Below are 18,301 nucleotides of genomic sequence, written 5' to 3' on the forward strand. Positions count from 1 at the left end.
CCAGTTCTTAAGTTAATATTATAATGAAAAGATAACGTTGTCAAGTATTTTATTTAATTATATGAAAAAAAATATGAAAATATTACTTGATAATTTAAAATAAACTCTTCGACTATTCTCAGAGTGACAATATGGTCATCCTGAGCATAGTCGAAGAATCTTATCTTTGCATAAACTCTTTTATATCAATGTTTTTATTTACTAATCGTGATTCCTCTGCTGCAAATGCCATTATATGACTTTGCACTGATTTAGATGCAGAAGTAAGTCCATTACCATCTTCAGATAGTATTGAAGCTATAAAATCATTCATTATACCTGTATCTCCACCACCATGACCTCCTACTAGAACTTTAGGATTGTAAATTATTCTTTCATTAGATTCAAATAGTTCTACTTCAATTTCATTTTTACTATCATCTGCTCTGATTTCTCCCTTTGAACCCATAATCTTTATAGTTCTATGAACCTTATTTGTAAATGCAGATAAATTAAATGTAGCTGTGACTTCATTTTCAAATTCCATTATTGTTGATTGATTATCACATACATTATTGTCACAAAGATATACGCATCTGCCATATGGACCTTCTTCTAATGCCCTTGTAACTGCTTCTTCTGTTTGTATATCACTTATAACAGTTGTTGGCCAATTACCTATGTTTTTATAATATAATTTCTTAGCTGAATATGGACATGTCGCCTCTACCTTACAATCTATACACCTTTGCCCTGCACCTTCTGGATGGTTTTCTTCTTTAAAATAAGATAAGTGTCCAAAAGAAGATATTTTCTTGCAACTTTCCCCTACTAACCACAACAATATATCCATATCATGACAACTTTTTTGTAAAATTAAAGGGCTTGATAAATCCGAGTTCCTCCAGTTACCACGAACAAAGCTATGAGCAAAGTGAAAATATCCTATATTTTCATTATGAGATATAGTCATGAGTTTTCCAATCTCACCACTATCTATAATCTCCTTAATCTTACTAAAAAATGGTGTATATCTAAGAACATGGGCTATTAGAAATACTCTTTCATTTTCCCCAGCAAGTTTTCCAAGCTCCATGCATTCATCCTTCTTGTTGGACATAGGCTTTTCAAGTAATATATGATATCCCTTTTTAAGGGCTAATTTAGCTGGTATGAAATGACTACCATCTGGGGTTGCAATAACTACTGCATCACAAAATTTGTCTTTTTCTAGTAACTCTTCAAAAGATTCAAAAACATATTTATCATCTATACCATGTCTTTTTTTAAACATATCTCTTTTTACTTTGTTTGGTTCAGCTACAGCAATAAATTCTATATTTTCTGGATTTTTTATAGCATATTCACCATATATATCCTTGCCCCTTTGTCCTGCTCCAATTAAGGCAACTTTTATTTTCATAGACTTATCCCCCTAATCTACTATATTTAGCTTGATTATATCATATGATCCTGAACGCAAGCGAAGAATCTTATCTTTTACCTTTCCTTCAACTTTTCAAGTATTTCCTCTTTCACTTCACCAAAGTAAAGTTTACTAGCATATAGGGCTGCTCCCTTTATTGGTGAAAGTATTGGGGCTATAAGTTCTATATTTGCATCTAACTTATCTAGATAGTCTCTTAGAGGTTCTAATATAAATTTACCTGCCTTAAATACTCCGCCTGAGTATGATACCTTTATTTTACTATTTTTATCAAAATGAAGCCTTTCTATCACGGTCCTTATGGTTAAGAAATGTTCATATGCGGCCTTCCTATAAATTTCAAGGGCATATATATCCTTTTTTTCTACTGCCTTGGTTAGAATTTTTGCAAGTTTTGCTAATTCACTTCTTTTTATATTTTCATCCTTAGTCATTATATCTATCAAATCAAAGTCATCTTCTAAGTTAAAATGGTCCTTTAATATATTATACAGGGGGGTTTTTTCTAATCTTCCATCTGACTCTTTTGAAAAATATTCAAGCACTTTTAAAGCTAGCCAATATGCTGAGCCCTCATCCCCTATAAAATGTCCCCAGCCACTAGCTCTTGCAGTCTTTCCAAACTCATCCATTCCAAATCCTATAGCGCCAGTTCCTGCCACTATATTTATTCCTGGCATTGCTGCAAGGGATCCTGCCCATCCTACTTCTGAATCATTTCCTATTTTAAAATTAGTCCCCTTTAATATATCCTCTATTATATCTTCTAAAATAGGCATATCAGCTGATATTTCACCATAGCCTGGTATCCCAAGATAGGAATAATCTATATCATTTATTTTTATATTAGAAGACTCACATATGTCATCAACACCTTCTTTTAATACCCTTTTAAATGTATCAAAAGATGTGTTTTTATAATGGCATGTTTCCTTTAATTTTTTAGAAAGCACCTCTCCGGTTTCATTTATAAGTATAAATTCAGTAGTGCTTCCCCCGCCATCTACTCCTAAAAAGTTCAAAATACCACCTCTATGCATATTTTTTATTGTATAAATATAGTTCTACTAAAAGACCTGTAAGTCCTATCATCATCATACTAAAGCCTCTTAGGTCATTTATGGTTTGGCCCTTTATTATTAAAAATAGGGGAATTACAAAGAATACTCCCGCTAATATGCCTTTAAATTTATCCATTATTATCACCTTTTATATTTACCCATGAAATTTCACCAGGGCTTAATTCTACATTATATGAATCGCCATCTCCATCGTATATTATTGATTTTTGTTCTTCATCAGTGTTATTTATTATGGCATATTTGTCTATATCAGGATATGCATTTACTTCAACAGCAGGATTACTTGCAAAATACCTATATAATTCTTCTTCCTTGTGTGCTGCATAGAACATTGAGCGCATTAGAAGTCTTGCATTATCTTTATTGTATGGAAGCCCTGCAATATAAACTCCTCGTCCCTTTCCATAGTCATTAGATGATAAATGAATTTCACCATTACTATATTCTATTATCTCTGTCTTTTCACTTAAAGAATATATATTATTCATGCTTTCCCCAAAGTCTATTTTTCCTTTTAAATCCTTACTTATAAAATGTTCTTCTTCCTCTTCATCAAAGTACTTATCTGTACTTAGGGAAAAACTAAGTTCCTTATCTATTCCAAGGGCATCTGCTAATTGAAAGAATCTTCCTTCGTGACGAATTGCACTTGGCTCACCTATTCCTATGAATCCTCCACCATTGTATATCCATTTTCTAATTGTAGTGATTAATTTTTCATCTAACCAATTGATTCCACCACTAAATGCTGTACCTTCTACCCCTGCATTTATTATTACATCAATATCAGAATTTATTCCATTTGTCTTTACATCATCAAATGAGATGAATTCCACATCTACACTCATACCACTTAGAGACTCTAATATTCCAAGATATGAATAAATTTGCTTATACCAAAGTGCATGAGCCACCATAAATGTCTGCCATGAACGAATTTTACCCCATGAATTAAGTATGGCAACCTTCAGCCCACTATATGGTTTTACACCATTAATGGTATCATATATATCTCTAAATTCATCTGCAATATTTTCAACATAATCTACAAATTTAGGGAATTTATATGCAAGAGATAAATATCCGCCATAACCTATCCTATCCACTGGTTTTCTCATTATAGCACGTCTTGCTGATAACCAATTATCCTTTGCTTCTATTACTGGATCATTTCCTTCCCTAAAGGTATCTGGGAAGAAATATGGTAAAAATCTACCCTCTGTATATTTTACATGGGGTATTTCTGAAATCATTCTAAGAGTTGCCCCATCACCTACAGAGCCTACTACTCCATCAAGTCCTATATTTTTAAAATATTTTCCATAAGGCTCAGTTCCTATCCAGTTATCACCTAGAAACATTATAGCTTCCTTACCTGAATCATGTACCTTATCTACCAGGCTTTTTGCCTTATTTGATACAAATTCTTGTTGGAAATCCATAAAGTCTAAAAATTCCTTACTAGGCACCCTGAATGGTGAATTATAATAGCCTTCATCTATTATATCTTCTGGTCTAAGTCTATATCCTTTTGACTCTTCAAAGGCATCTAAGGCTTCTGGTGATACTGATGCACTATAGCCAAACCAATCTACAAATTTTTCCTTACCCTTATCATTAAATACTAGGGTAAAATGATAAAAGAAGGTTGTAAACCTAACTACATCGGTATCCTCATTTTCCTTTAACCAATTTTCTATATAATCTTCTACGAATTTAGAAGATTTTTCTTTTCTCACGTCAAATGGTATATCGTGTTCCTTATCACCCCAATCATTTGTTATATGATTGTACATTTGAGTAGGGTCCCATATGGCATAGGTTAAAAATGATACAGTATATTCATGAAATTCCTTGGCATTTTTTATTATCACTGTATCCCTTTCACTATCTAGATCCCAATTAGATCTATCAACAAGCTCCCCACTAGTTCTGTCTATAACTTCCCAAAATCTCTTTGGATCGTGGTCATAGTCAGGCCTTACTTGTTCACTAAAATACCCATCCATAAACTTCACTTCTAATGTGTCGCTTGTTGCAAGATTGAAATCACTCATCAAATACAAGTGCTGGCATTCATCCATGTTTTCTCTTGCAAAATCATTGTGACCCCTACTTACAAAATATGTGGTATAAATTTTTGCATCTAATTTTTTAAGGTCATCTGAAAGTTTTGTACCATCACTATCACGAAGGGCATCTGCACCCCATCTATCTATTAATTCCTTAGTTTCATCCAAAAATCCTGATTCACTTGGTAATGTTAAATTTCCTTTTCTCTTCATCTATATCATCCTTTCACTCCACCAACGGTCATACCTTGGGTTAATTTCTTTTGAACCATAATATATAAAATAAGTGTTGGAAGCATTACAATTACAAGCCCTGCATAAAGCTGTCCATAGTTTGCAGCAGCTTTTTGGGTCTGCATAAGATTAATAAGTCCAACTGGTAAGGTCTTTGATGCATTTGGCATAAGGGTTAAGGCTATGATGTATTCATTCCAAAATGCCAAAAAGTTAAAAAGTATAACAGTTATTATACTTGGCCTTGCCATAGGTGCCATTACCTTTACCATGGTAGTAAAATATCCTGCCCCATCAATAAATGCTGCCTCTTCAAATGCCTTAGGTAGGGTCCTAAAGAAATTTGAAAGTAAAAATACCGTAAATGGTATGGCAGTTGCAGCATAGACTAGGGCTAGAACCACAATATTATCCAAGAAAAATCCTGAACCCATAGAATTCATTAGGCCCCTATCCCAATCAAGTAACATCAAAAATATTGGTACTACTATATAGTTAACATTTATAAATAAGCCTGCCATAAGGAGTCTATCTATAAATTTTTTTCCCCTAAAATCAAATCTAGCAAGCACATATGCTGCAGGTATTGATACTGCTAGAAGTATTACAAGACCTAAAGATGTTGCTATAACTGAGTTTAAAAAATACTCTCCCATATTAGCTTCAGCTATAGCTTCTACAAAGTTTTCAAAGTGGAATCCATCTGGTAGGGACCAAGGATTTCCATAAAATTCTGAGTTTTCCTTTATAGATGCCATAAATACCCATCCAACGGGCAATATTATGCTTAAAGCTAAAGATATAAGAGCAACATATATAAATGTTTTATAAAGTTTACTCATATTAAAACCTCCAATTTAATACTGCAATGTATCTCTTTTTGTAATCTTACTTATTATACCTGATAATAAAAATGAGAATGTAAATACTACAACACCTATGCTCATTCCATAGCCGTATGAGGCATTGTTGTATGCCTGTTTATACATATATGATAAGAATACCTCACTAGAACCATCCGGCCCTCCACTTGTCATTATCTTTGTAAATAGGAAGGATAGGTTTATTGAGCTTATTATGAAGAATATAAGCGTAGTTCTTATTGTATCCCATACTAGGGGTAGGGTAATTTCAAAAAACTGTCTTATCTTACTTGCCCCTTCAATTTCTGCTGATTCATATAACTGCTCAGGAATTGAACTCATTCCTGCCATATAAATTACCATATAGTATCCTATAGCCTGCCAAATCATTGCCCCTGCTATAGAATATATTACAATATCTTGATTACCCAAAAATTGTATGCTTTTAAAGCCTTCTCCATTAATAAGGGAAAGTGTAGAATTTATAAGTCCCTGATCTGGTTCATATATGGCTGAAAATATGGAAGATATTACAACAACAGATAATATATTTGGTATATAAAATACCACCCTAAAGAAATTTTGTCCCTTTACATTTTCCTTTACCAGTATCGAAGCAAAAACTATTGCAATAATAAATGTGACAATAGCTACAACTACTATTAAAAATATTGTATTTTGAAAGGACCTTAAAAAGTTTTCATCTTTCATTAATATCTTAAAATTATTTAGTCCTACAAATAACTTTTCTGAAGAAAGTCCACCCCATTTATATAAGCTCATCCTAAATACCGTAAAGGTCGGATATAACATAAATATTGAAAATAATATAAGTGCTGGGGAAAGACAAAGAATTATAAATCTCCTAAGACTTTTATTGTTCACAAACTATCACCTCTTAAAATAATATGGTGGATAAAATTTATCCACCATATACTATTTTATTCTATTGATTTTCCTTAGCTTCATTTATCTTTTCTACTGCTTCTACTACTTCCTTGTGCCATTCATCTACTGTTTTATCTCCTGATACAACAGAGTTTATTGTTCCAAATAATATACCTTCTCCACTAGTTAAGTCTACACCTTCAACTGGAGGAGCTGCTGCAAATCCACCCATTGCTGCCTTTGTATCTTCATTATCATATATTGAATAATATAATTTATTTGGATCATCATCATTCATCATATCTGAAGCGCCTTTAATAGGTTGAACTGCTCCTGCTTTTTCATATATGATTTCTGCTGCTTCATCACTATACATATATGCCATGAATTCTTTAGCTAAATCAGCATTTTTTGCTTCTTTTGGTATATACATTTGTTCAAAGAAAGTGTATGAATATCTATCTCCACCTTCAGATACTTTTGGTAGGGCCATAAGTCCCCATTCAAACCCATCTTCTCTTGGAGCATCTTTCATCTCACCTGGTAACCATGTACCATTTGGAATAAATAGAGCTTCATTGTCTAATATCATTTGTTGGTTTTTAGTGAAGTTTTCACCATTTGCTTGAGATACTGTGTTCTCATGAGTGTAATCTCCTATTTTACCTACTATTTCAAAAGCCTCTTTAACTTCATCACTCTTCCAAGTTTCTACATCATAGTTCATTGCCTTGTTAAATACATCTGGACCACCTGTTTCATTTAATAATGCATAGAAGAATGCATCAAAATATCCTGTTGTCGGATAAGTAAATAAGGCAGCATCACCCTTAGCTTCTTTTCCTAAAGCAAAAAACTCATCAAAAGTTGTAGGTAATTCATACTTACCATCAAAATTGTTTGCATTGTAAAATAATCCTGTTGGTGAATAGAATAATGGTGCTAAATAAGTCTTTCCATCTTCATATGGATTTGTTATAAGTGTATCTGTAAATCCATCAATTAATTTCTCACTTACCTTTACATCTTCACCTGGTACGTCCATTTCAAATACATCGTCTATATCTTGGATTGCTTTTTCTTTGATTAAAGTATCAGTTAGCTTTCCTTCTCCACCCACTGCTAAATAAATAAGGTCTGGTGAATTTCCTGCTTGAATTTGAGGTCTTAATACTTCTGCTATATTTTTTTCTAAAGTTAATTCAACCTTAACTCCTTCGTGGCTTTCTTCAAAATTTTCCGCCAAAGCTTCCCAATGCTCTGTCCCATAGCCACCATTTAAACCTGCAATCTTAAGTACCTTTTCCCCATCATCTGCGGAATCGTTTGCACCATCATCAGATGAATCATTTGAACATGCTACTGTAGTGAATACAAGTGTAAATATCATAAGTACCGCTAAAAACCTTTTCATTTTCATTTAAAAAATCCTCCCTTTTTTTATTTCTTTAAATACATTGTATATTTAATTTAAAATATTCTCTATAATTATATTGATTCTTTTTTTAGGTATATTGCTTTTTTGATAAATTATCAATATAATTAAATAGTAGATACTATTGGAGGGATTAATATGTCAAATATACTTTATAAATTTGAAAAAAAGGATGAAGTAAGCATAAAACCAGAACTTTTATATGTATCAAAGGCTGAATATGATACAGATTGGCATTCTACCATGCACATGCATCCCTTCACAGAGATGTTTTATGTTACTCATGGCAAGGGAATATTTAAAATAGAAGAAAGAGTCTTTAATGTAGGTAAGGATGATCTAATAATTGTAAATTCAAATGTCATACATACTGAATCATCCAAAGGTACAAATGCCTTAGAATATATTGTAATAGGCATAGAAGGACTTTCTGTGGATGATGAAAATCCATATACCATTTACAATTTCAATGAAAAAAAGGAAGAAGTGCTTTATTATCTTGAAAAAATCATAGAAGAAATAGAATTAGAGCATAGTTTTTATACAAATATGTGCCAAAATTATTTAGAGATACTTATATTTAATATATTGAGATTATCAACAGATAATATGAAATTAGAAAACAACAAAAATGTGACCAAAGAATGTTCATATATCAAAGATTATATAGATACTAATTATGCAGAAAATCTATCACTTGATGGACTTGCTTCCATTGCATATATGAATAAATTTTATATGAGCAGATTATTCAAAGAAAATATAGGCAAGACCCCAATAGATTATTTGATAGATAAGAGAATATCTGTTTCAAAGATACTACTTGAAACCACAGAGCACTCACTTACAGAAATATTTAAAATAGTAGGATTTTCAAGTCAATCATATTTCAATCAAATATTTAAAAAAAGAGTCAATATGACTCCTCGTGAATACAGAGAAAAAAATAAGGAATAAAAAAATCCTCAAAAGAGGATTTTTTATTCTTTTACTTTAAATTCACTTACTATAGAAATCAACTCATCTGCCAAAAGATCTAAATTATCTGCAAGACCTTCTACGTGGCTTATAGCTGATTGTTGCTCTTCACTGCTTGCAAGAACAGTTTGAGTTCCAGCTCCTGTTTGCTCACTTACTGAACTTACCTCTCTCATGCTAGTCTCTATTTCATTCATTCCAACAGTAAGCATTTGTGCTATGCTTGTAAAATTAGAAATTGCTTCATTTACCTTTTTAGTCTCTTCTTTTATATTAGAAAAAGATTCTGTTGCCTTTCCTATTACATTACTTCCTTTATTTACTTCTACTATACTTTCATCCATAGAAACAGTCACATCACCCATATCTTTTTGAATGCCATTTATGATACCTACTATATCTTTTGAAGCACTTCCTGTTTGTTCAGCTAATTTCCTTATTTCATCAGCTACCACAGTAAAGCCACGACCAGCTTCACCAGCACGCGCTGCTTCTATTGCTGCATTTAATGCAAGTAAATTTGTTTGGCTTGATATATTATCTATGAAGGTTATGATTTTTCCTATCTTTTGAGTTTCTTTAGTAAGGGAAGCAATCTTTGTAGATGAATTTTCTACCTTTTCTACAATACTTTCTATAGCCTCTTGTGTATCATTTATATGTACTGTTCCAAGTGATGCAATATCTGTTGCATGACTTGCGGCATTTTCTATGTATTTGACCTTACTATCAACTTCATCAACCTTCTTAACCATTTCTTCTATTATCATGCTAGTTGCGTGTGTAGAATGAATTTGATTTTCTGTACCTGCTGCAACTTGTTCTACTACAGCAGAAATTTCTTCTGAAGCCTTTACTGTGAGTTCTGATCTCATCTTTAAATCTTCAATTGTATTTTTTATATTATCTGAAGCTATATTTACCTTGTTTATTACATTTGTAAGGGAAGCTATCATACTGCCAAAGGATGCTTGAAGTAAGCCTATTTCATTTTTAGATGTTACAGGAATTTCCTCTGTCATATCTCCATTTTTGATCTTCTCAGCAGATTTACCTAGGTTTATTATTGGATTTGTAAATAATTTTGATATTATAGCTGTTAAAATAGCTATTATAATACCTGCAAGTATTACTATTAAACTTGTCCTTTTAAGAGCGCCACTTGCCATATTTTCTAACTCTTTAGCATCTTGTTCTACCACTACACCCCAACTAGTATATGGAACTGTAGTGTAAGCTCCTATTACATCTTTTCCATCTTGATTTTCATATCTTTCTACATCTGTTTTCTTATCTACTGCCTTTATAGCTCCAATATTTCCTTCTTCTACAAAATTATATCTCTTTACTATTTTATTCTTGAAATCTTCATGCCCTATTGTTATACCTGTTTTATCTACTATGTATGCATTTCCTGTTTCACCAATTTTCTGAAACTTAGCAATATTACTCAGCTCTTCTACATTTAATTTGGCTGATATTACACCTGTAACATTCATAAGTTTATCTTTTATAGGCACTGATATCATCACACCTGGTTTTTTAGTATTATTATCTATGAAAGAATTAGTTATGTACTCTGCTCCACCCTTACTCATGACAAAATATAATTCATTTGCAAGAGTTTTGGTAGTATCCTTGGTAGATACTAGAGCATTTCCATTCATATCTAATATATAAATATCATCAATTGATGATATTTCATCACGTATGCTTTTTAGTAAACTATTTGCATCACGTGTCTCCATTTGAGTGAAATCATTTGACTTAGAAATAGTTTCTATGGCATTGAATGAACTTAGTACCATGGAATTTGCCTGCTGTGATATTGATTTTGCAATAGTTAAATTAGATTCCTTACTCATTTCTATCATATTCTTTTTTTCAAAATTATAATTTATAAGACCTATTATTATGATTGGTATAAGTGAAAGAATTAGAACCATTGCTATAAGCTGATTTTTGATATTCTTACTTTTTTCACTAGCCTTTTTAGTGCTTTTTTTAACCCCCTTAAATTTAAAGGGTATTGGTTTGAATTTAATCTTTTTAAATTTACTAGATAAATTTTTAAAACCCTTTAATCTTTGGCTTTTTTTTCAATACTTTTCCCCCATTCTTCTTTTGATTTTACTATCTATATATATATTCGACATTAAATTTATAAATCCTTCTTTTTTATTTTTGAATTTTTTAACAAATCATAAAAAAGGTAAAAATATAAGACTCTTCGCTTACACTCAGAGTGACACGTGATCGGTCATCTAAGTATAATTGAAAAGTCTTCATCTGGTTATTTCTATTCATTTATTGTATCTTTTAAATATGCATTTATAAATTTATCTATATCCCCATCCATTACCTTAGATATATTGCCTTCTTCTGCATTTGTTCTATGGTCCTTTACCATATTGTAGGGATGGAATACATATGAACGTATCTGGGACCCCCAACCTATTTGATTGTAATTTCCTGCTAAATCTTCTATCTTTTCCTTTTGTTCTCTTTCCTTTAATTCCACAAGCTTGGACATGAGCATACTCATAGCTGTAGCCTTGTTTTTATGTTGAGATCTTTCATTTTGACATTGTACGACAATACCAGTTGGAATATGAGTTATCCTTATAGCTGAATCAGTAGTATTTACATGCTGACCACCTGAACCACTAGCCCTAAAGGTATCTATCCTCAGATTACTTTCATCTATTTCTATTTCATCTTCTTCATCTAAGATAGGCATTACATCAACTGATGCAAATGAAGTATGACGTCTTCCTGATGAATCAAAGGGTGATATCCTAACTAATCTATGAACACCTTTTTCAGACTTTAGATATCCATATGCATTTGCACCTTCTATAGAAATATCTACTGCCTTTATTCCACCTTCAGTATCTCTTTGCATATCCAATATTTTAGTCCTATAGTTTTTTCTCTCAGACCATCTAGAGTACATACGAAGCAACATCTCTGCCCAATCTTGAGCCTCAAGTCCCCCTGCTCCAGAGTGAATTGAAAGTATAGCTCCATTTTTGTCATATTCTCCATTTAAAAGAGTTTCTATCCTGAAACTATCTAGCTCAGAATCAATGTATTTTATCTTTTCCTCTATTTCAGATAAAAAACTCTTATCATCTTCCTCTTCAGATAGTTCAATTGAAATTTCAACATCATCTATTTCATCATTTAATTCATCATATTTATCTGTAGCTGATTTTATGGAATTTAATTTTGATATTATCTTTTGAGCTTCATCATTATCATTCCAAAAATCAGGACTTCTCATTTCTTTTTCTAGTTCACTTTGTTCCTTTCTCTTATCAGATAAGTCAAAGTGAAACACCTATTTCTTTTAATCTGTTTTTAAACTCTTCTATGGTTCCCTTATATTTTTCAAGTTCTAACATCGAATCCTCCTATTTACCGCAGCATTTTTTATATTTCTTGCCACTACCACAAGGACAAGGATCATTTCTACCTATCTTTTCGCCCTTTATTACTGTTTTTTGAACCTTGCTTTTCTGACCATCTCCATGGCTTGAGCCTGTTACCTTAGCCACTCTTTTTCTTTCCATCTTTTCTTCTGGTTCTAAATTATATAGGTATTTTACAGTATCTTCCTGAATGTTTTTAATCATTTCATTAAACATATCAAATCCTTCCACTTGATAGGCACGAACTGGATCTTCATTACCCATAGCACGAAGTCCTATACCCTGGCGAAGTTGATCCATTGCATCAATATGATCCATCCATTTACTATCTACTACACGAAGAAGTATGACTCTTTCAAGTTCTCTTAATTGTTCACTTCCTACCTCTTCTTCCTTTTCATCATATTTCTTTTTAGCTAAATCATATATTTGTTCCTTTAAATCTTCTTTTGTCATATCTTCTTTATTTGCTATTTCTAATTTTTCATCAGCTAAGAATATATTTGATAAATAATTCTCCATTCCCTCATAGTCCCATTCTTCAGGATACTTAGAATTTGCAGAATACATTTCAACCGTTCCATCTACCATGTCTTTTATCATAGTAAAGATATAGTCCTTCATATCTTCGCCTTCAAGAACCCTTCTTCTTTCCTTATATATAACTTCTCTTTGTTTATTCATAACATCATCATATTGAAGGACATTTTTTCTTATACCGAAGTTTTTACCCTCAACCTTAGATTGTGCTGATTCTATAGATTTATTGAGTAATTTATGCTCAAGTGGTTCATCATCTGGCATACCTAATGTATCAACTAATCCTTTTATTCTTTCACTACCAAATAATCTCATGAGATCATCTTCAAGTGATATGAAGAATTTAGAGCTACCAGGATCTCCTTGACGACCTGCACGACCTCTTAGCTGATTATCAATACGTCTAGATTCATGTCTTTCAGTACCCATTATATAGAGTCCTCCAGCTTCTAATACCTTCTTAGCCTCATCCTTAGTATTTGCCTTATGCTTTTCAAGTAATTGATCATATTTTTCTTTTATATCTTTTACTTCTGGATCAATACTATCCATAGGGCTATCAGCAAGGGCAACTAAATGCTCAGAATTTCCTTTCTTTCTTAAATCTGCCTTAGCCATGAATTCAGGATTACCACCAAGCACAATATCAGTACCACGACCAGCCATATTTGTAGCAATAGTAACAGCCCCAAACCTTCCTGCTTGAGAGATTATCTCTGCTTCACGCTCATGTTGCTTTGCATTAAGCACCTCATGTTTTATGCCTTGCTTTTTAAGTAATTTACTTAGTATTTCAGAATTTTCAATACTTATAGTACCAACAAGTATTGGCTGACCATTTTCATGATGCTCTTTTATATCTTCAATTATGGCATTAAACTTTGCCTCCACTGATTTATATATTAAATCAGAACTATCCTCTCTTACTACAGGTTTATTTGTAGGGATTTCTACTACATTCATATTATATATATGTCTAAATTCATCTTCTTCAGTCTTAGCAGTACCAGTCATTCCTGATAATTTATCATACATTCTAAATAAGTTTTGAAATGTAATAGTTGCAAGGGTTTTAGATTCCTTCTTTACATCGAGACCTTCTTTAGCCTCAATTGCTTGATGAAGACCATTTGAGTAGCGTCTACCAAACATAAGCCTGCCTGTAAAATCATCAACAATTATAACTTCTCCATCATTTACTACATAGTCCTTATCCTTTTGCATTATATTTTGTGCCTTTAATGCTTGATTTATATGATGAGTTAATTCCATATTTTCAGGATCAGCTAAGTTTTCTACATTAAAAAACTTCTCTGCCTTTTCTACACCCTTTTCAGCAAGTGTAACAGATTTAGCTTTTTCATCTATTGTATAATCCATCTTTTCTTCCTTCATTTCCCTATTAAATGGATCTTTTTTATTTTCACTCTCTTCTATGATTCTTCCCTTTAAAGTGCGAGCAAAATGTTCAGCAGCACGATATAGTTCTGTAGGTTTATCACCTTGACCAGAAATTATAAGGGGAGTTCTAGCTTCATCAATTAAAATACTGTCAACCTCATCAATTATTGCATAATTAAGATCTCTTTGAACCATTTCATCCTTATATATGACCATATTATCCTTTAGATAATCAAAGCCAAATTCATTGTTTGTACCATAGGTGATGTCAGCATTATAAGCTTCACGTCTTTCTTTAGTCTTTATACCATGGATTATTATGCCAGTAGAAAGACCTAGAAAGTTATATAATTTACTCATCATCTCGCCTTGAAATGATGCAAGATAATCATTTACAGTTATAAGGTGGGTGCCTTTTCCTGTAAGTGCATTTAAATATAGAGGCATTGATGCAACAAATGTCTTACCTTCACCCGTTTTCATCTCTGCAATATTGCCTTCATGAAGTACAATACCACCTAGAAGCTGCACTCTATATGGCCTTATGCCCAGAACCCTATCTGAAGCCTCTCTAACTACAGCAAAAGCTTCAGGAAGCAAATCATCAAGTGTTTCTCCCTCTTTAATTCTATTTTTAAATTCATTAGTTTTATTTTGTAATTCGCTATCAGATAATTTTTTCATTCCATCTTCTAATGCTTCTATTTTATCTAATATAGGATCTATCCTTTTTATTTCACGTCCACTATAACTACCAAATAATTTTTCAAAGATATTCTTTACCAATCTACCTACCTCCAGTAATAATTATCATTACATTATATCATAATTACTTTCCAAATCCAAAACTCATTCGATTGTCTAATCTCTTGTCATTCATATGACTTTCAATGAATACAAACAAGCCAAGAGTTATCAAAACATCACCAATGCTAAATACTCCTGAAATAGGAAGTACTTGATCTATTGCAATAACTTTTCCAAGTAGTGAATAATCAGTTCCACTAGCTATTATCTCATATAACTTATATTGTCCATTTTCTATCAAATTTATAGTGCTATTCATACCAGCAAGATTTAATGCATCAGCTGCTACAGGTATCTTCATTCCATTCATAAAAAATACCACAAAATTAGATATAGCCCCTATAAGTACTAGCCAAAGTGATGGTGTCTTTATATTTAAAAGTATGCCAATAAATAAAAGTATAAAAGAACCCAAATAAATCTCTTCTACATAATTTCCTACAATTTTCAAATCATTATCACTAAATATTAGGAGTAAATATTGAAATATAAGTGCTATTATAATAGGAGATAGCATTTTAAACTCCAAATTTTTAAGCCTTATAAATTTTCCACCCTTCATATATCCCACAATTACAGCTAATAATAAAAATAACCAAATCATCTATTTTCACCTTACCCTTCCTTATATTTATACTCTACATTATATATTAATTCGATAAATATAGCTAGAATCCTTTATTTTTTACATTAAAAATGCAGAGAATTTTCTTCTCTGCATTATATATATTTTTATTTAAAATTGTGGTTCTATCAAACCATAGTTTCCATCTTTTCTTTTATATAATACATTTGTCTCTTCACTATCAGCATCTTTATATACGAAGAAATTATGTCCTAAAAGTTCCATTTGTAAAATAGCTTCTTCTTGAATCATTGGCTTCATTGCAAAACGTTTAGTCTTTACAACTTTTGGCTCATTGTCTGTATTTATATCTTCATAAGGTATATTTTCAAATCTAATTGTTTTACCACTGTGCTTTCTCTTTTCAAGCTTAGTCTTATGCTTTCTAATAAGTCTTTCAAGAGTGTCTAAAACAATATCAATTGATTTGTACATATCATCAGTTTCCTCTTCAGCTCTTATCATAGTTCCTGAAAATGGTACACTCACCTCTATAATTTGTCTTTCCTTTTCTACAGTCATTGTAACATCTACTCTAGCATCTTTTTGAAAATACTTATCTAACCTTTCAAGTTTTGATTCTACTGCATCTCTAAGACCATCAGTTACCTTCATATTTGTTCCCGCTATTATCGTTCTCATGAATCCAACTCCCTTCAATTTATGTATCTATTTATTTATTGTGTTATTCATATAATTACCCATTAAAAAAAATTAATAACATGTAAATTAATTGAATATTTTTTATCATCTTATTTACAGGCTATATATAGGCTATGTTAATAAGTTTTAGCAAAACAACAGGCAAATCCGACCTCATTTTACAAATAAACATATAGTATTGACATAATAAAAGAAATTATACATGAAAATTCATATTTATTGATTATTTTATCCACATAATATTTATGTGCATATGTGGATAACTATAGGCGTTTTCTGTGGATAATGTGCATAAGTCTGTGGATAGTGTATATTAGTACAAGTTATCATGTGGAAAGATGTGTGGAGAGAGTGTTAACTAAGGCTAATATTAATTAACACTAATATGGCTTAATTTTCATATAATTTATATTGCATTTATATTAGTATTTTTACTCCTATAGATAATTATTATGCAAGAAAAGCAAAAAATAGAGCATAAATTTATGCTCTATTTAAAAGTTATTCTATATTTTCTCATTGTTTGTATCTTGTCACTCTGAGCTTGTCGAAGAGTCTTGTTTTCACTTTATAGCCTTAAAACACTTAGATCCTTCGACTACTCTCAGGATGATGAATCAGTTAATCCATCACTTTTTACTATCTATGAAATATCCATCTGTATTTTGTGATTTATTATAATATTTATTTGTAGTAGTTTTACCTCTTTTGATTTCTCTAAGTTTAGTTTTTACATCTTCAAAATTATTTTCCATCATAGAATTATTTGATTCATCTTGAACTTTTATATCTTGCATCAAACTATCACATCTATTAGTTATCTCTTTTAATCGAGCTAAATATATCTTATCTATATCTAATTCAGACAAACTTCTTATATTATTTTCTTCCTTTAACTCATTATAAATTTCAAGAAAGTCCTTATCTAATAGATTTATCTTTGATATTAATTCTTCTTTGTTTTTTATAATTCTATTTAATTTATCAATATCATCATTTTCTATGAGTTTCTTTTGAACTATGCTAAGTTTATAAAAATCATCTAATAATATCTTTTTATCATCTAAAAGTTCTATGAGCCTTACTATTTTTTTTATCATAATATTTAACCCTTCTATTATCCTTTTTTTGCTAACTTCATAGCTTGTGACCAAGTATCTCTTAGTTCCTTTGCCATATTATATATTTCATCTAATATTTCTATATCTTTAGATATATTAGCTTCCATAAGTCTTCTATTCATATAGATTATATAATTCTTCTCCTACCTTGTAGTTTTTATCTACCGTTATCATAAATTCATTTAAAATTGCTTGAGCCCTTAAATTACTATTATGTGATTTTTCTATGCTTTTTTCCTCTGCAAAGATACTAGCTTCCTTTATAAACCTCATAAGCCCCTCATATAGTTTTAAAGTAAGTTCTTCTGGTGATGCTGTCATTATTGAATTATTTTGATACTGCGAATATGGATTTCTCATTGCCATTTTAAATTTTCCTCCCCTTATCTCTACTAGCCCATTTGACTTGTAATCCATGATGATTGACTATTCATACGACTCATTGCCTGCTCCATCTTTGCAAACATCTGATAATAATATTCTTCTTTTCTAGCTAGATCTTCTATTAAATTATCTATTCTATCATCAAAGTCATCTACCTTATCTTTTAAAAAGTTATTAAACTCTGTTCTATCGCCTTCTATACCTGCTTTTTTTATAAGGGTTCCCTTTTCTCCTGTAGTTGCTATATTAGATTCAATTATGTCAAATAATTTATGTGATATACCCTTCTCACTATAATTATCAGATTGATTTGTAAATAAATGAGCTATTTTATCACTATTTTCAGCT

General features: G+C 31.4%; 15 protein-coding genes and 1 pseudogene. 1 reads left to right on the forward strand and 15 read right to left on the reverse strand.

Annotation, left to right across the window (positions count from 1 at the left end):
- Positions 1-160: 160 nt before the first annotated feature.
- The 7 genes from ACTHUW_RS03600 to ACTHUW_RS03630 form a co-directional block, all read right to left on the reverse strand.
- A complete protein-coding gene (locus tag ACTHUW_RS03600) occupies positions 161-1,402 on the reverse strand; it encodes a Gfo/Idh/MocA family protein (RefSeq protein ID WP_442199418.1) in 1,242 nt (413 codons plus the stop codon).
- 77 nt (positions 1,403-1,479) lie between these two features.
- Complete coding sequence (locus tag ACTHUW_RS03605; protein ID WP_442199419.1) at positions 1,480-2,448, reverse strand: N-acetylglucosamine kinase; 969 nt, start codon at positions 2,446-2,448, stop codon at positions 1,480-1,482.
- A gap of 10 nt (positions 2,449-2,458) precedes the next feature.
- Positions 2,459-2,623 (reverse strand): DUF6903 family protein, encoded by a 165-nt coding sequence (locus ACTHUW_RS03610; RefSeq protein ID WP_442199420.1) that lies wholly within the window; start codon positions 2,621-2,623, stop codon positions 2,459-2,461.
- Positions 2,616-4,793, reverse strand: coding sequence for a 1,3-beta-galactosyl-N-acetylhexosamine phosphorylase (gnpA, locus tag ACTHUW_RS03615; protein WP_442212500.1), 2,178 nt, complete (start codon positions 4,791-4,793; stop codon positions 2,616-2,618). Before gnpA ends, ACTHUW_RS03610 begins: the two co-directional genes overlap by 8 nt.
- A gap of 5 nt (positions 4,794-4,798) precedes the next feature.
- Positions 4,799-5,656, reverse strand: coding sequence for a carbohydrate ABC transporter permease (locus ACTHUW_RS03620; RefSeq protein ID WP_442211026.1), 858 nt, complete (start codon positions 5,654-5,656; stop codon positions 4,799-4,801).
- Positions 5,657-5,671: 15 nt separating this feature from the next.
- Complete coding sequence (locus ACTHUW_RS03625; protein WP_442211025.1) at positions 5,672-6,562, reverse strand: carbohydrate ABC transporter permease; 891 nt, start codon at positions 6,560-6,562, stop codon at positions 5,672-5,674.
- Positions 6,563-6,623: 61 nt separating this feature from the next.
- Positions 6,624-7,985, reverse strand: a complete 1,362-nt coding sequence (locus ACTHUW_RS03630) for a carbohydrate ABC transporter substrate-binding protein (RefSeq protein ID WP_442211024.1) — start codon at positions 7,983-7,985, stop codon at positions 6,624-6,626.
- A 153-nt stretch (positions 7,986-8,138) separates the two neighbouring features.
- Between ACTHUW_RS03630 and ACTHUW_RS03635 the strand changes: the two genes are divergently transcribed.
- Positions 8,139-8,957, forward strand: coding sequence for an AraC family transcriptional regulator (locus ACTHUW_RS03635; RefSeq protein ID WP_442211022.1), 819 nt, complete (start codon positions 8,139-8,141; stop codon positions 8,955-8,957).
- Positions 8,958-8,980: 23 nt separating this feature from the next.
- Here the strand turns inward: ACTHUW_RS03635 and ACTHUW_RS03640 are convergent, their stop codons facing one another.
- From ACTHUW_RS03640 to fliD, 8 genes and pseudogenes are all read right to left on the reverse strand, one after another.
- Entirely contained in the window at positions 8,981-10,924 is a 1,944-nt protein-coding gene (locus ACTHUW_RS03640; protein WP_442211021.1) for a methyl-accepting chemotaxis protein, read from the reverse strand.
- 353 nt (positions 10,925-11,277) lie between these two features.
- Positions 11,278-12,385 (reverse strand): peptide chain release factor 2 gene (gene prfB / locus ACTHUW_RS03645; RefSeq protein WP_442197289.1). Its coding sequence is split into 2 segments (ribosomal slippage): positions 11,278-12,309 and positions 12,311-12,385, totalling 1,107 coding nucleotides; the frame shifts between segments, so codons are not numbered across the junction.
- A 9-nt stretch (positions 12,386-12,394) separates the two neighbouring features.
- Positions 12,395-15,139: a preprotein translocase subunit SecA gene (secA, locus tag ACTHUW_RS03650; protein ID WP_442212502.1), complete on the reverse strand. Its 2,745-nt coding sequence runs from the start codon at positions 15,137-15,139 to the stop codon at positions 12,395-12,397.
- 43 nt (positions 15,140-15,182) lie between these two features.
- Positions 15,183-15,764 (reverse strand): DUF5317 domain-containing protein, encoded by a 582-nt coding sequence (locus tag ACTHUW_RS03655; RefSeq protein ID WP_442212504.1) that lies wholly within the window; start codon positions 15,762-15,764, stop codon positions 15,183-15,185.
- Positions 15,765-15,896: 132 nt separating this feature from the next.
- Positions 15,897-16,427, reverse strand: a complete 531-nt coding sequence (hpf, locus tag ACTHUW_RS03660) for a ribosome hibernation-promoting factor, HPF/YfiA family (RefSeq protein WP_442197286.1) — start codon at positions 16,425-16,427, stop codon at positions 15,897-15,899.
- Positions 16,428-17,077: 650 nt separating this feature from the next.
- Positions 17,078-17,548, reverse strand: a complete 471-nt coding sequence (locus ACTHUW_RS03665) for a flagellar protein FlgN (protein WP_442212506.1) — start codon at positions 17,546-17,548, stop codon at positions 17,078-17,080.
- A gap of 17 nt (positions 17,549-17,565) precedes the next feature.
- Positions 17,566-17,986 (reverse strand): annotated as a pseudogene (gene fliS, locus ACTHUW_RS03670) (flagellar export chaperone FliS).
- Positions 17,962-18,301: flagellar filament capping protein FliD (gene fliD / locus ACTHUW_RS03675; protein ID WP_442212509.1), on the reverse strand; the 340-nt coding region annotated here is incomplete at its 5' end. The pseudogene fliS and the gene fliD, both read right to left, overlap by 25 nt.

It is taken from the genome of Senegalia sp. (in: firmicutes) (assembly GCF_052088025.1).
In the GTDB taxonomy this organism is placed as follows: Bacteria; Bacillota; Clostridia; order Tissierellales; family SIT17; genus Anaeromonas.